Raw genomic sequence first — 13780 nt, 5'->3', positions numbered from 1 at the left:
GTCGCGCCCGACCCGATCCGCCCCTCGTCCCGAAGGCCACTCATGAATCCCCTGCTCGGCGACCGGCGCGCGACCCTGATCCTCATCGGTCCCGCCCTGCTCATCTATTCCGTCGTCATGCTCGTCCCGATCGTCGCCTCGTTCGGTTACACCTTCACCACCGGCAACGCCATCACGGGGTTCACGTTCTCCGGGTTCGACAACTACGTCCGGCTCGTCTCCGACGCGCGCGTCCGAGACGCCCTGCTCGTGACGATCCGGTACGCCGTGCTGATGACCGTGTTGCAGGTCGGCTTCGGCTACCTGCTGTCGCTGCTCTACGTCTTCGTGCTGCGGAGATGGTCGAGCGCCGTCCGCACGCTGGTCTTCTTCCCCGTCGTCCTGCCCACCGTCGCCGTCGCGCTGCTCTTCCAGCAGATGTTCGCGATCGCCCCCCAGAACGGTCTCGTCAACACCGCCCTCGAAGCGGTCGGGCTGTCATCGGTCGACTGGTTCGGGGACGGAGGGACGGCCTTCCTCGTCATCATCGTCATGGACGTCTGGCGGTCGATGGGGTTCTACGGCGTCCTCCTCTACGCCGGTCTGCTCGACATCCCGGAAGAGGTCTTCGAGTCGGCCCGCATCGACGGCGCGTCCGGCTTCGGCCTGGTCCGTCGGATCGTCCTGCCCCTCTCGCTGCCCGTGCTCGTCTCGTCGTTGATCTTCTCCGCCAACGGCACCTTGAAGGTCTTCGACAGCATCCTCGCCCTCACCAACGGCGGCCCGGGCACGTCGACCAGCCCCCTGACGATCTACATGTTCGACACGTCGTTCCGTTTCGGCCAGTACGGCTACGGCAGCACCGTCGCGTTCCTGCTCACGATCGTGTCGCTGCTGGTGACCGTCTTCATCTTCCGCGCCAATCGACGCGACCTCACGAAGGACTGACCGATGACCTCAGTCGACACCTCCCTCCCTCCCGCGGCCACGCCCCTTCGTCGTCCCGCACCGCGTCGGCGTCGGGCCCCGCGACGACGCCTCGGGCAGGTCGTCAGCGGCGTGCTCGTGGCGTTCCTCCTCGTCATCGTCCTGGGGCCGCTCGTCTGGATGCTGCTCGGCTCGTTCAAGACGCAGACCGAGTTCCTCGAACAGCCCGTCTGGGCCCTGCCCCGGCAATGGAATCTCGACAACTACGTCTTCGCGTGGACTCAGGGCAACTTCGCGCAGTACGCGCTCAACTCCGTCCTGACGGTCTTCCCGTCGTTGCTGCTCGTGCTGCTCTTCGGCTCGATGGCCGGCTTCGCCCTCGAGGTCCTCGTGTGGAAGGGACGCGGGGCGATCCTCATCACGTTCCTCGCCGGCATCATGGTGCCGACCCAGATGATCCTGTTGCCGTTGTTCGCGGCGTACTTCCGTCTCGGCCTCACCGGCACACTGTGGCCGCTGCTCATCACGTACACCGCGACGAGCCTGCCTCTGGCGGTCTTCCTCATGGCGACGTTCTTCCGCGCCGTCCCCCGCGAGATCTTCGAGGCAGCGACCCTCGACGGCGCCGGACTCATCCGGTCGTTCTTCCTCGTCGGGCTGCCCATGGTGCGGAATGCGCTCTTCACCGTCGGGCTGGTGCAGTTCTTCATGCTCTGGAACGACCTTCTGATCGCGCTGACCTTCACCAATTCGGGATCGCTCCGCACGCTGCAGGTCGGCCTGCTGAACTTCACGGGCCAGTTCGGATCGGTGCAGTACGGACCGCTCTTCGCAGCCATCTGCCTCAACGTCGGGGCGATCCTCGTGATCTACCTGTTCCTCAACAAGCAAGTGCAGAAGGGTCTGACCGCAGGGGCGGTCAAGGGATGACGATGAGCACGACGGTCACCGACCTCCGCGTCGAGCACACTCGTGAGGCCCTGGGTCTCGGCACTCCGCGTCCCCGTCTGAGCTGGCAGCTCGACGGGCCGACCGGCTGGCGACAGGAGTCCGTCGAGATCGCCCTCGAGTCCGGTGCGCGACGAGTGGCCACGGCCGTCATCTCGACGCGCGATCAGGTGCTCGTGCCCTGGCCCTTCGCCGACCTCGCATCGAGGCAGCGTGTCCAGGTGCGCGTCCGGGTCTCGGGCGCCGATGGCTCGGTGTCGCCGTGGAGCGCCTCGACGGCCCTCGAGGCCGGCCTCCTGGCACCGTCCGACTGGCAGGCCCGGCCGGTGGGCGGCTCGTGGGACGAGGAGGCGGGTACCGACCGGCGGCCCGCCCGGGTCCGGCGCTCGTTCGAGCTCGACGGCGATGTCGTCTCGGCCCGGCTCTACGCCACGGCCCACGGTGTGTTCGAGGCCGAACTGAACGGCACACGGGTCGGCTCGGACGAACTCTCGCCGGGATGGACCTCGTACGGCAGCCGCCTGCGGTACCGCACCCACGACGTCACCGACCTCCTGGTCGCCGGCGAGAACGTCCTCGGGGCGTGGCTCGGCGACGGCTGGTACCGGGGACGACTCGGCTTCAACGGCGGGTACCACGACCTCTACGGGACCGATCTCGCGTTCCTGGCCCAGCTCGAGGTCGAACTCGCCGACGGAAGGCGCGTGGTCGTCGCGACGGACGACCGGTGGGAGGCGCAAGCGAGTCCGATCTCGTTCAGTGGGCTCTACGACGGTGAACGCCACGACCTCCGCCTCGACGATGACGCCTGGTCCTCCGTCGGGGGCGACGGCCGGGGATGGACCCCTGTGACCGTGGGGGAGCGCGACCCCCGGACTCTCGTCGCGCCCGAGCAGCCCCCGGTGCGCTGCACCGACGAACTGACCCCCGTGGCGCACCGGATCACCCCGCGGGGCACCGTCGTGCTCGACTTCGGGCAGAACCTCGTCGGTCGACTCCGCATCACGGTCGACGGCGAGGCAGGTCGGGTCGTGACTCTGCGTCACGCCGAGGTGCTGCAGGACGGGGAGCTCTACCGACGCACCCTGCGGCTGGCCGCCGCCGAGGACGTCGTCACGTTGCGCGGTGACGGGCCGGTCACCTGGGAGCCCCGCTTCACCGTCCACGGCTTCCGATACGCCGAGATCGAGGGCTGGCCGGGTGAGTTCGATCCGACCGCGGTGGTCGCCCGCGTGCTGCACACCGACATGGAGCGGACGGGCTGGTTCTCGTGCTCCGACCCCGGTCTCGAACGCCTCCACGAGAACGTGCTCTGGAGCACCCGGGGCAACTTCGTCGACATCCCGACGGACTGTCCCCAGCGGGACGAACGACTCGGCTGGACGGGTGACATCCAGGTCTTCGCGCCCACCGCCTCCTTCCTGTACGACTGCTCGGGCATGCTCGGCTCCTGGCTGCAGGACCTCGCCGTCGACCAGCTTCCCGACGGCACGGTGCCCTGGTTCGTGCCGCGCATCCCCGGCGGCCCCTCGTGGGAGCCGATCGAGCCGGGGGCCGTCTGGGGTGACGCCGCGGTGCTGACGCCCTGGACCCTCTACGAGCGCTTCGGCGACGCGGGGGTACTGGCTCGCCAGTGGGACTCCGCCAAGGCCTGGGTCGACCTGATCGTCTCGAGGGCCGGTGAGGACCGGATCTGGGACGAGGGCTTCCAACTCGGCGACTGGCTCGACCCCGCTGCGCCTCCGGACGACCCGGCCGACGCGCTGACCGACCGCCACCTTGTCGCGACGGCATACCTCTACTGGTCGACCCGGCACCTCGCGATGACCGCACGGGTCCTCGGGAGGACCGCCGACGCGACCCACTACGACACCGTCGCCGACGAGGTGCGGGTCGCGTTCGTCGGTCGCTACACCGACGGCCGGGGTCGCACGACGAGCGATGCGCAGACCGCCCTCGGCCTCGCCCTCGAGTTCGGGCTCGTCCGAGGAGACGACGCCCGGACGGCCGGCGACCGTCTCGCCGAACTCGTCACCGCCGCCGGCAACCGCATCGCCACGGGTTTCGCGGGGACACCCGTCGTGGCTCCGGCCTTGACCGGGGCGGGGCACGTGGACCGGGCCTACGACCTGGTGCTCGAGCGCTCGTGCCCCTCGTGGCTGTACACGGTGGACATGGGTGGCACGACGATCTGGGAGCGCTGGGACAGCATGCTGCCCGACGGAACGGTCAATCCCGGAGAGATGACGAGCTTCAACCATTACGCGCTCGGTGCCGTGGCCGACTGGATGCACGCGACCGTCGCGGGCCTCGCGCCCGCGGCGCCCGGGTGGCGACGCGTGAGGTTCGCTCCACGCCCGGGCGGGGGACTCACGCACGCGTCCGGCCGACACCTCTCGCCGTACGGCGAGGTCTCGGCGGCCTGGCGACTGGCGGGCGAGGCGTTCCACCTGACGGTGACGCTGCCCGTGGGGACCACCGGGGAGGTCTCGTTGCCGGACGGGACCGTTCTCGAGGTCGGGCACGGGCGCCATGAGCTGACCTGCCCGGTCGCCGAGGAGGTCGGCACGGCCTGACCCGTCGAGGTCGAGGTCGGGCCCCGCCGTCAGGACGTCGGCGGGGACCCGGGCACGGTGCTCGCCCGGACCACCAGCTCGGGCGCGAAGACGACGCGGCGTGGTTCGCGGGTCGGGTCGTCGATCTCGTCCTGGAGGATGTCCATGGCGGTCCGACCGATGAGGGTGCTGGGTTGGCGGATGGAGCTCAGGGGCACGACGGCGGCCCGGGCGAAGTCGATGTCGTCGTAACCGATCAGTGCCACGTCGCCGGGCACCCTGAGGTCGCCGAGCATCACGAGTGACTGCAGGACGCCCATCGCCACGAGGTCGTTCGCGGCGAAGATGCCGTCCGGGCGTTCCGTCCTGGGCCTCGCCATCAGCTCGGCGGCTGCGGCCCGCCCGTGTTCGACGGTGAGGCCGGGCACCTCGACGACCTCGAGGGTGACCTCGGCATCCGCCGACCGCGCGGCCGCCCGGGCGCCGTCGAGGCGGTCCGCGACCTGTTGCAGGCCGAGGGGCCCACCCACGAACGCGAGACGCCGTCTTCCGATCTCGACGAGGTGCTCGACGGCGAGGTGTCCCCCTCGCACGTCGTCCACCGAGACGGAGGAGAACGGGGTCAGCCCTGCCTGCCGGTCGACGAGGACGGCGGGCGTGCCGCGCCGGCGCAACCTCGCGAGGCGTTCTGTCACGTCGCCCACGGGTGAGATGAGGATGCCGAGCACGCGGTTCTGCTCGAACAGGTCGAGGTAATGCGCCTCGCGCTGTCCTTGCTGGTCGCTGTTGCCGAGCAGTACGACCCGACCGGCCTGTTCGGCAGCGGTCTCGGCGCCCCGTGCCAGGTCGCTGAAGAAGGGGTTGCTGCCGTCGAGGATGATCAGCCCGACGGCGCGGCTGGCGCCGGCTCTCAGCTGGCGGGCGGCGTCGTTGCGGACGAAACCGAGCTCGTCGATGGCCGCGTGCACCCGGTCGACGGTGGCCGGGCTCACCTTGGCCGGGTGGTTCAGCACGTTCGACACGGTCCCGACCGAGACGCCCGCCGTCGTCGCGACGTCGCGGATGCTGACCGACTCCACCCGCGCCTCCTGATCGTGGCCGTTCGCGCCGGCCGACGGCCGGGGGCCGACACCGGGCCGACCGGGCCGAGTCTAGGCGGCGGTGCCGCCGGGTCGGGGCAGGGCCGTCGGGGTGCGGCGCGCCCGTGACGGAACTGGTGCTTGACGCCGTCCGGCCCCGCCCCTAGTGTCGTCCCCGACCCACTTTGAAACGATTCATTTCTCGATGAGGAGAACGATCGATGACGATCGACCCGACGCCCCCCGGCCTCTCGCCGACGGCTCCCGTCCTCGAACTCCGCGGGGCACGGAAGACCTTCGGTGCCGTGGTCGCCCTGGCCAGCGGCAGCGTGCAGCTCCGGGCCGGCGAGATCAATGCGCTGGTCGGCGAGAACGGCGCGGGCAAGTCGACGATGGTCAAGATCCTGGCCGGCGTGCACCAGCCCGACAGTGGTGACTTCCTCTTCGACGGGCACCCGATCGTGTTCCGCAGCCCGGCCGAGAGCAAGGCCGCGGGCGTCAGCGTCATCTACCAGGAGCCCACGCTCTTCCCCGACCTGACCGTGGCCGAGAACATCTTCGTCGGGCGCCAGCCCACCTCGCGCTTCGGGTTCATCGACCGGGCCGCCATGCGTGCCGACGCCCGCGCACTCTTCGAGCGTCTCGGTGTGCCGATCGACCCCGACCGCGTCGCCGAGGGCCTCTCGATCGCCGACCAGCAGATCATCGAGATCGCCAAGGCCATCTCGCTCGACGCCAAGGTGCTGATCATGGACGAGCCGACGGCCGCACTGAGCGGGGTCGAGGTCGAGCGGTTGTTCGGCGTCGCGCGGGCCCTGCGCGACCGTGGCAGCGCGATCCTGTTCATCTCGCACCGCTTCGACGAGGTCTTCGGCCTGAGCGACCGCATCACGGTGATGCGCGACGGCGCCTTCATCTCGGAGCACGCCACCGGCGACGTCACGACCGCCGAGATCGTCCGGGCGATGGTCGGGCGCGACGTCGACCAGCTCTTCCCCAAGCAGGAGGCGCGGGTCGGCGACACCGTCGTCAGCGTCGACGGTCTGACGCGGCAGGGCGTCTTCCACGACATCTCGTTCGAGGTGCGGGCAGGCGAGATCGTCGGCCTGGCCGGGCTCGTCGGCGCGGGCCGGACCGAGGTCGCCCGGGCCGTGTTCGGCATCGACCGCTACGACGCGGGCAGCGTGACGATCGCAGGGCGTCCGTTGCCGAAGCGCGACCCGATGGCGTCGATCACGGCCGGGATCGGTTTCGTGCCCGAGGACCGCCGCAAGCAAGGGCTCGTGATGGACATGTCGGTCAGCCGCAACACGACCCTCACCCTGCGCAAGACCCTCAGCCGGTTCGGCCTCGTCAGTGCCCGCCGCGAGCGCGAGGCGGCGGCCGACTGGTCGTCACGCCTCCAGGTGAAGACCGGCAGCCAAGAGTTGCCCGTGTCGACCCTGTCGGGCGGCAACCAGCAGAAGGTCGTCCTGGCGAAGTGGCTGGCGACCGATCCCACCTTCTTGATCGTCGACGAACCGACCCGCGGCATCGACGTCGGCACGAAGAGCGAGGTGCACCGGCTGATCAGCGACCTCGCCGGGCGCGGCATCGCCGTGCTGATGATCTCGTCCGAGCTGCCCGAGGTGCTCGGCATGGCCGACCGCGTGCTCGTCATGCACGAGGGTCGCCTCACCGCGACGCTCGACCGGGCGGAGGCCACCGCCGAGCGCGTGATGCACGCCGCCACCGGTTCGGGCGCGACCGACCTGACCGAGCACGCACCGACCGGCACCGCCACCCCGACCGGCACCGCCACCCCGACCCCGACCACGGAGGCCGCCCGATGACCACGTCCCACGCCCTCGCCCCCACGACGGGCCGCAGCCCGTTCGCGTCGTTGGTCAAGCAGCGCGAGGTGCCCGTCGCCTCGGCCCTGATCGTGTTGGTGATCGTCACGACGATCGCCAACCCGCTCTTCGTGTCGCCGCAGGGCGTGAAGGACCTGATGCTCAACGCGACGATCACGGTGATCATGGCCGTCGGTCTCGGCACCGTCATCATCACGAACAACATCGACCTCTCGGTCGGTTCGATCCTCGGTCTCGTGGCCTTCGCCACGGGCACGGTGTTCAACGCCGCGCCGGGCATCCCCATCGTGTTCGTGTTCCTCATCGGGCTCGCGATCGGTGCCCTGCTCGGAGCGATCAACGGGTTCCTGGTCACGGTGGCGCGGGTGCCCTCGCTGGTGATCACCCTCGGCATGCTCTACATCTACCGCGGCCTCAACAACGCCTGGGCCGGCGGGCAGCAGTACTTCGCCGGCGACCGTCCCGCGGCCTTCGGCCGTCTGTCGGTCGACACGGTGGTGGGCATCCCGATCATCACGATCATCGCCGTGGTCGTCGTCGTGCTCGTCGCGATCTTCCTGGCGCGGACCCGCCCCGGCCGCGACCTCTACGCGATCGGCTCCGACGACCAGGCCGCCCGCCTGTTCGGCATCAAGGTGAGCAAGCGCGTGCTGACGGCCTTCGTGCTGAACGGCACGCTGACCGGTCTGGCGGGTGTGCTCTACGCCTCGCGCTTCAACTCGGTGGGGGCGACGACCGGTACGGGTCTCGAGCTCGACATCGTCGCGGCGGCCGTCGTCGGCGGCATCGCGATCTTCGGCGGCTCGGGCAGCGTCGTCGGCGCGGCCATCGGCGCCGTGCTGCTGACGACGATCACGAGCAGCCTCACCGCCCTGGGCGTCGACAAGTTCTGGCAGCAGGCCATCGTCGGCATCCTCATCCTGACCGCCATCCTCGTCGAACGGATCGCCTCGATCCGCACGGCCCGACGACTGCGCACGAGCGAGGCCACCAATGCCTGACCGGACCACCACCACGACCGCCTCGGTGACGGGGGCTCCCGCCGTCGACCCCACCCGCGCCTCCTCGTCGCGTCCGCCCTCGGGTGCGCGAGACACCGAGTCGGCGGCCGAGAAGACGCTGCGCCGGCGTCGGCTGCTGACCGGTCGCGGCGCGATCATGGTCTACGCGCTGCTCGCGACGCTGCTGGTCTGCGCCCTGACGGTGCCGCGGTTCGCCAGCGTGCAGACCACGGGGTTCCTGTTGCTCGACGCGATCCCCATCCTGATGATCGCGATGCCGATGGCCCTCGTGATCATCACCGGCGAGATCGACCTCTCGGTGGCCAGCACGGCGGGCCTCACCAGCGCCGTGATGGGTGTGCTCTGGGCCGCCGGCTGGGGCATCCCCGAGATCTTCGTCGTCTGCGTGCTGATCGGCGTGGTGTGCGGTGCCGTCAACGGTGCCCTCGTCACCACGGTGGGGTTGCCGAGCCTGGCGGTGACGATCGGCACCCTGGCGCTCTACCGCGGTCTCGCCCTCGTGGTGATCGGCGACAACGCGGTCGCGAACTTCCCGCCGGCCCTCACGTCGTTCTTCACGTCGAAGATCGGCGGCACGGGAATCCCCACGGTCATGGTCGGCGTGCTCGCGATCATCGTGTTCTTCGGGGTGCTGCTGCACAAGAGCTCGTTCGGCCGGGCCCTGCCCGCGATCGGCTTCAGCACCGAGGCCGCGAGCTTCGTCGGCGTCCACGTCGGCCGGGTGAAGTTCTGGATGTTCGTCGCCACCGGCGTCGTCTCGGCCCTGGTCGGCATCTACTGGACGCTGCGCTATTCGAGCGCCCGCAGCGACAACGCCACCGGCATCGAGCTCGCCGTCATCGCCGCGGTGCTGCTCGGCGGCGTCTCGATCTTCGGCGGGCGCGGGTCGATCCCGGGCGTCGTCGCCGGCGTGCTGATCATCTCGAGCATCAGCTACGCGCTGCGGCTCGGCGGCATCAGCGACGTCGTCCTCAACGTGGTGACCGGCCTGCTGCTCGTCGGCAGCGTCGTCACCCCGAGCCTGATCGCCGTCGCCCGGGAGAGATCCCGGGCCCGGCGAGCAGCCAGGGACGTGCTGGCGGCCTCGGCCGCGCACTCCTGACCGATCCCTCCCGCCCACCGCCACCCGATTCCCACCCACAGCAAAGGACAGAACGATGGAGTTCCCCACCTTCCCCCGCGGCCGCACCCTGAGGCGCGCCGCCGCCACCGTCGCCGCCCTCGCCACCGTCACGCTCGTCGCCTCGGGCTGCGCCCTGACGGCCGGCAGCGACGACGCGAGCTCGGGCTCCGGCTCGGGCGGCACCGAGTCGATCGCGTTCGTGCCGAAGCAGCTCAACAACCCGTACACCGACGTCGTGCTCGGCGGCGGCGAGGAGGCCTCGAAGGCGATCGGCTACGACTACAGCGTCGTCGGTCCGCTCGAGGCCAGTGCCTCGTCGCAGGTGACCTTCCTGAACACGCTGACGCAGCAGGGCACGAACGTGATCGTCATCGCGGCGAACGACCCCGACGCGGTCGGGCCGGCCCTGAAGGAGGCGCGTGACGGTGGGGCGAAGATCGTCGCGTTCGACTCCGACACCAACCCCGACTACCGCGACGTGTTCGTCAGCCAGGTCGAGGCGAAGGACGTCGCCCTCATCCAGATCCGTCAGATGAGCGAGCAGATCGGCGGACAGGGCGACATCGCCATCCTCTCGGCGACGGCGAACGCCACGAACCAGAACGAGTGGATCAAGTACATCCAGGAAGAGGTCGACACCAACCCCGACTACGCGGGTATCACCATCGTGAGCACCGTCTACGGCGACGACGACGACGCCAAGTCCTTCCAGGAGGCGCAGGGCCTGCTGCAGGCCAACCCCGACCTGAAGGGCATCATCTCGCCCACCACGGTCGGCATCGCCGCGACGGCCCGCTACCTGTCGACCTCCGAGTACAAGGGCAAGGTCGCCCTGACCGGCCTCGGCCTGCCCAACGAGATGCGCGAGTTCGTCAAGGACGGCACCGTCACGGCGTTCGCCCTGTGGGACCCCGCCCAGCTCGGCGAGGTCGCGGCCTACGCCGGACAGGCACTCGTCGACGGCACCATCACCGGCGACGAGGGTGACACGTTCACCGCGGGCGACCTCGGCGAGCGCACCGTCGGCGCCGACGGCATCGTGATCGTCGGACCGCCGACCGAGTTCAGCGCCGACAACATCGACGACTACGACTTCTAGTCGTCATCGGTGACCGGGGGCGGCGGGGTCACCACCCGACCCGCCGCCTCCGGGCACCCTCCCTCGACACCGGACCCGCGCCTCCTCGGCGCCGTCGCATCGGAGCGATCACCCATGAGCACCACCGCCTCGCCGGTCGGCGACCTGTTGCCCCCCTTCCGCCGCCGTCGCACCCGCGCGGGTCTGGTGGCCGGCGGACTCGGCACCTACTGGCCGCAGTTCCCCGGGCTGCTGCCCCAGCTGCAGGAATCCACCCGCTACGTCGTCGACCGCTTCGGCGGCCTCGACGCCGAGGTGGTCGACACCGGATTCATCTCGGACGCCCAGGAGGCGCGGGTCGCGGCCGACACGCTGCGCACGGCCGACTGCGACCTCATCGTCGTCTTCCTGACCACCTACCTGACCTCGTCCATGGTGTTGCCGATCGCGCAGCGGGCCGGGGTGCCCGTGCTCGTCATCGACCTGCAGCCGAGCGAGAAGATGGACCACGACCGCTTCGACACGGGCCTCTGGCTGGCCTACTGCGGGCAGTGCCCGGTGCCCGAGGTCGCGAACGTGTTCCGCCGGGCCGGGATCGAGTTCCGCTCGGTGACCGGACACCTGCGCAGCGAACGAGCCTGGGCCCGGATCGAGCGCTGGGTGCACGCGGCCGGCGTCCGCGCACGGCTGCGTGAGGCACGACACGGCCTGATGGGCCACCTGTACCCGGGCATGCTCGACGTCTCGACCGACCTGACCCTGCTGTCGACCCACTTCGGCTCGCACGTCGAGGTGCTCGAGTTCGACGACCTGCGGGTACGGGTCGACGCGGTCACCGACGCCGAGGTGCGCGAGCGGGTCGGCCTGGCGCGCGAGGTCTTCGAGGTCGACGCGTCGGTCGACCAGGAGGACTTCGACTGGGGCGCCCGCGTCTCGGTCGGGCTCGACCGGCTGGTGGCCGACTTCGACCTCGACTCGCTCGCCTACTACCACCGGGGGCTCGAAGGCGAGCAGCACGAGCGGCTCGGGGCCGGGATGATCCTCGGGGCCTCCCTGCTCAACGCCCGCGGGCTGCCCGCGGTGGGGGAGTACGAACTCCGCACGTCGGTCGCCATGCTCGCGGCGCAGGCCCTCGGGGTCGGCGGCTCGTTCACCGAGATCCAGGCGATCAACTTCGACGACGACGTGGTCGAGATGGGGCACGACGGTCCGGCGCACCTCGCGATCTCGTCGTCGCGGCCGATCCTCCGCGGTCTCGGCGTCTTCCACGGCAAGCGCGGCTACGGGGTCAGCGTCGAGTTCGACGTGCAACCGGGGCCCGTGACGACGTTCGGCCTCGGGCAGGACCGCGACGGGGCGCTGTCCTTCGTCACGAGCGAGGGCGAGGTCGTCCCCGGGCCCCTGCTCGCGATCGGCAACACGACCTCGCGCGTCGACTTCGGCGGCGACCCCGGTGAGTGGGTCGACCAGTGGTCGCGCACCGGCATCGGGCACCACTGGGGGCTCTGCGTCGGGCACGTCGCCCGCGAGGTCGCCGCGGCCGCCTCTCTGCTCGGCATCGACCACCGGCACGTCTCGGCTCCGTTCGACGACGCCGACGGGTTCGCCCGCAGCCTCGGACCGACGGGGAAGCCGGCATGACCGCCGACGGACACGAGCGCTACGCCTTCCGCCTGCAGGTGTCGCCGGACCGCCTGACCGAGTACGCGCGACGTCACGCCGAGGTCTGGCCCGAGATGCTGCAGGCGTTGCACGACAGCGGTTGGCACTCGTACTCGCTCTTCGCCTCACCCGACGGGCTGCTGGTCGGCTACGTCGAGGCGATCTCGCTCGAGTCAGCCCAGGCCGCCATGGCCCGCACCGACGTCAACGCCCGCTGGCAGGCCTCGATGGCCGAGTTCTTCTCCTCGCTCGACGGCACCCCGCCCGACGAGGGCTTCGAGCTGCTGACGCAGGTCTTCAACCTCGAGGCCCAACTCGGCCTCCCCGGCGGTGGCCGCTACCCCACCCCCCACACCACCACGACGGAAGAAGCATCATGACCACCTTCGAGTCCATCGCCCCGACGCTCGAGCGCCAGGCCATCGAGCTGCCCAGCTGGGCCTTCGGCAACTCGGGCACGCGGTTCAAGGTGTTCGGCACGCCGGGCACCCCGCGGACGCCCGAGGAGAAGATCGCCGACGCCGCCCGGGTGCACGAGTACACCGGCCTGGCGCCGAGCGTGGCGCTGCACATCCCGTGGGACGAGGTCGACGACTTCGGCGCCCTGCGCTCGTACGCGGCCGGGCTCGGCGTCTCGCTCGGCACGGTGAACTCGAACACGTTCCAGGACGACGCCTACAAGTTCGGCAGCCTGGCGCACAGCGACGCGGCCGTCCGCCGCAAGGCGGTCGACCACCACCTGCGCTGCCTCGAGATCATGCACGAGACGGGCTCGCGCGACCTCAAGATCTGGCTCGCCGACGGCACGAACTACCCCGGGCAGGACAGCCTGCGCCAGCGGCAGGACCACCTCGCCGAGTCGCTCGCCGAGATCTACGCCGGCCTCGGCGACGAGCAGCGGCTCGTGCTCGAGTACAAGTTCTTCGAGCCGGCTTTCTACCACACCGACGTGCCCGACTGGGGCACGAGCTACGCCCAGGTGAGCGCTCTCGGCGACCGGGCGCTGACGTGCCTCGACACCGGCCACCACGCCCCGGGCACCAACATCGAGTTCATCGTCATGCAGCTGCTGCGCCTCGGCAAGCTCGGCTCGTTCGACTTCAACTCGCGCTTCTACGCCGACGACGACCTGATCGTCGGGGCGGCCGACCCGTTCCAGCTGTTCCGCATCCTGTTCGAGGTCGTCGACGGCGGCGGCCTCGACGTCGGCTCACCGGTGCAGTTCATGCTCGACCAGTGCCACAACGTCGAGGACAAGATCCCCGGCCAGATCCGCAGCGTCCTGAACGTGCAAGAGATGACGGCGCGCGCCCTGCTCGTCGACCGTCCGGCGCTCGACTCCGCCCGCGCCTCCCACGACGTCCTCGCCGCGAACGCCGTGCTGATGGACGCCTTCTACACCGACGTCCGCCCGGCCCTCGCCGACTGGCGCGAGTCGCGGGGCCTGCCCCGCGACCCGATGGCCGCCTACCTCGCGAGCGGCACGCCCGAACGACTCGCCGCCGAGCGCGTCGGCGGCAAGCAGCTCAGCTGGACCTGAGCCGCCGCCCCCGC

General features: G+C 70.4%; 11 protein-coding genes. 10 read left to right on the top strand and 1 reads right to left on the bottom strand.

Annotated features, from left to right (window positions below; all coding sequences use genetic code 11):
* Positions 1-42: 42 nt before the first annotated feature.
* From ASG28_RS09450 to ASG28_RS09440, 3 genes are read left to right on the top strand one after another with little or no spacing between them, the layout of a single operon-like run.
* Positions 43-927 (top strand): carbohydrate ABC transporter permease, encoded by an 885-nt coding sequence (locus ASG28_RS09450; RefSeq protein ID WP_043594739.1) that lies wholly within the window; start codon positions 43-45, stop codon positions 925-927.
* A 3-nt stretch (positions 928-930) separates the two neighbouring features.
* Positions 931-1836, top strand: coding sequence for a carbohydrate ABC transporter permease (locus tag ASG28_RS09445; RefSeq protein WP_055974396.1), 906 nt, complete (start codon positions 931-933; stop codon positions 1834-1836).
* Between the two features lie 2 nt (positions 1837-1838).
* Complete coding sequence (locus tag ASG28_RS09440) at positions 1839-4430, top strand: glycoside hydrolase family 78 protein (RefSeq protein WP_055974392.1); 2592 nt, start codon at positions 1839-1841, stop codon at positions 4428-4430.
* Positions 4431-4459: 29 nt separating this feature from the next.
* Here ASG28_RS09440 and ASG28_RS09435 read toward each other — a convergent pair whose 3' ends face one another.
* Entirely contained in the window at positions 4460-5488 is a 1029-nt protein-coding gene (locus tag ASG28_RS09435) for a LacI family DNA-binding transcriptional regulator (RefSeq protein ID WP_055974389.1), read from the bottom strand.
* Between the two features lie 221 nt (positions 5489-5709).
* Here ASG28_RS09435 and ASG28_RS09430 point away from each other — a divergent pair, with 221 nt between their 5' ends.
* The 7 genes from ASG28_RS09430 (at position 5710) to rhaI (ending at position 13766) form a co-directional block, all read left to right on the top strand.
* Positions 5710-7320, top strand: coding sequence for a sugar ABC transporter ATP-binding protein (locus ASG28_RS09430; RefSeq protein WP_082454544.1), 1611 nt, complete (start codon positions 5710-5712; stop codon positions 7318-7320).
* On the top strand, positions 7317-8342 hold the full coding sequence (locus ASG28_RS09425) for an ABC transporter permease (RefSeq protein WP_055974386.1): 1026 nt from the start codon (positions 7317-7319) through the stop codon (positions 8340-8342). The genes ASG28_RS09430 and ASG28_RS09425 overlap by 4 nt, the downstream gene beginning before the upstream one ends.
* On the top strand, positions 8335-9465 hold the full coding sequence (locus tag ASG28_RS09420) for an ABC transporter permease (RefSeq protein ID WP_082454543.1): 1131 nt from the start codon (positions 8335-8337) through the stop codon (positions 9463-9465). Before ASG28_RS09425 ends, ASG28_RS09420 begins: the two co-directional genes overlap by 8 nt.
* 55 nt (positions 9466-9520) lie before the next feature.
* Positions 9521-10585: a rhamnose ABC transporter substrate-binding protein gene (rhaS, locus tag ASG28_RS09415; RefSeq protein WP_055974384.1), complete on the top strand. Its 1065-nt coding sequence runs from the start codon at positions 9521-9523 to the stop codon at positions 10583-10585.
* Positions 10586-10699: 114 nt separating this feature from the next.
* Positions 10700-12205 carry an L-fucose/L-arabinose isomerase family protein gene (locus tag ASG28_RS09410; protein WP_082454542.1) on the top strand — a complete coding sequence of 502 codons (1506 nt, stop codon included), beginning with the start codon at positions 10700-10702 and terminating at the stop codon, positions 12203-12205.
* Complete coding sequence (locus ASG28_RS09405; protein ID WP_055974382.1) at positions 12202-12606, top strand: L-rhamnose mutarotase; 405 nt, start codon at positions 12202-12204, stop codon at positions 12604-12606. Before ASG28_RS09410 ends, ASG28_RS09405 begins: the two co-directional genes overlap by 4 nt.
* The gene (gene rhaI, locus ASG28_RS09400) at positions 12603-13766 is read left to right on the top strand and encodes an L-rhamnose isomerase (protein ID WP_055974379.1); all 1164 of its coding nucleotides are present in this window, start codon (positions 12603-12605) and stop codon (positions 13764-13766) included. Before ASG28_RS09405 ends, rhaI begins: the two co-directional genes overlap by 4 nt.
* Positions 13767-13780 lie beyond the last annotated feature (14 nt).

Origin of the sequence: Frigoribacterium sp. Leaf415, assembly GCF_001424645.1 — a bacterium.
Lineage (GTDB): Bacteria > Actinomycetota > Actinomycetes > Actinomycetales > Microbacteriaceae > Frigoribacterium.
This window is presented reverse-complemented; position numbering and strand designations above follow the sequence as displayed.

Coding starts and splice junctions, on each gene's coding strand:
- ASG28_RS09450 (WP_043594739.1), top strand. CDS start 43: ATGAATCCCCTGCTCGGCGACCGGCGCGCGACCCTGATCCTCATCGGT.
- ASG28_RS09405 (WP_055974382.1), top strand. CDS start 12,202: ATGACCGCCGACGGACACGAGCGCTACGCCTTCCGCCTGCAGGTGTCG.
- ASG28_RS09445 (WP_055974396.1), top strand. CDS start 931: ATGACCTCAGTCGACACCTCCCTCCCTCCCGCGGCCACGCCCCTTCGT.
- ASG28_RS09430 (WP_082454544.1), top strand. CDS start 5,710: ATGACGATCGACCCGACGCCCCCCGGCCTCTCGCCGACGGCTCCCGTC.
- rhaS (WP_055974384.1), top strand. CDS start 9,521: ATGGAGTTCCCCACCTTCCCCCGCGGCCGCACCCTGAGGCGCGCCGCC.
- ASG28_RS09425 (WP_055974386.1), top strand. CDS start 7,317: ATGACCACGTCCCACGCCCTCGCCCCCACGACGGGCCGCAGCCCGTTC.
- ASG28_RS09440 (WP_055974392.1), top strand. CDS start 1,839: ATGAGCACGACGGTCACCGACCTCCGCGTCGAGCACACTCGTGAGGCC.
- rhaI (WP_055974379.1), top strand. CDS start 12,603: ATGACCACCTTCGAGTCCATCGCCCCGACGCTCGAGCGCCAGGCCATC.
- ASG28_RS09410 (WP_082454542.1), top strand. CDS start 10,700: ATGAGCACCACCGCCTCGCCGGTCGGCGACCTGTTGCCCCCCTTCCGC.
- ASG28_RS09420 (WP_082454543.1), top strand. CDS start 8,335: ATGCCTGACCGGACCACCACCACGACCGCCTCGGTGACGGGGGCTCCC.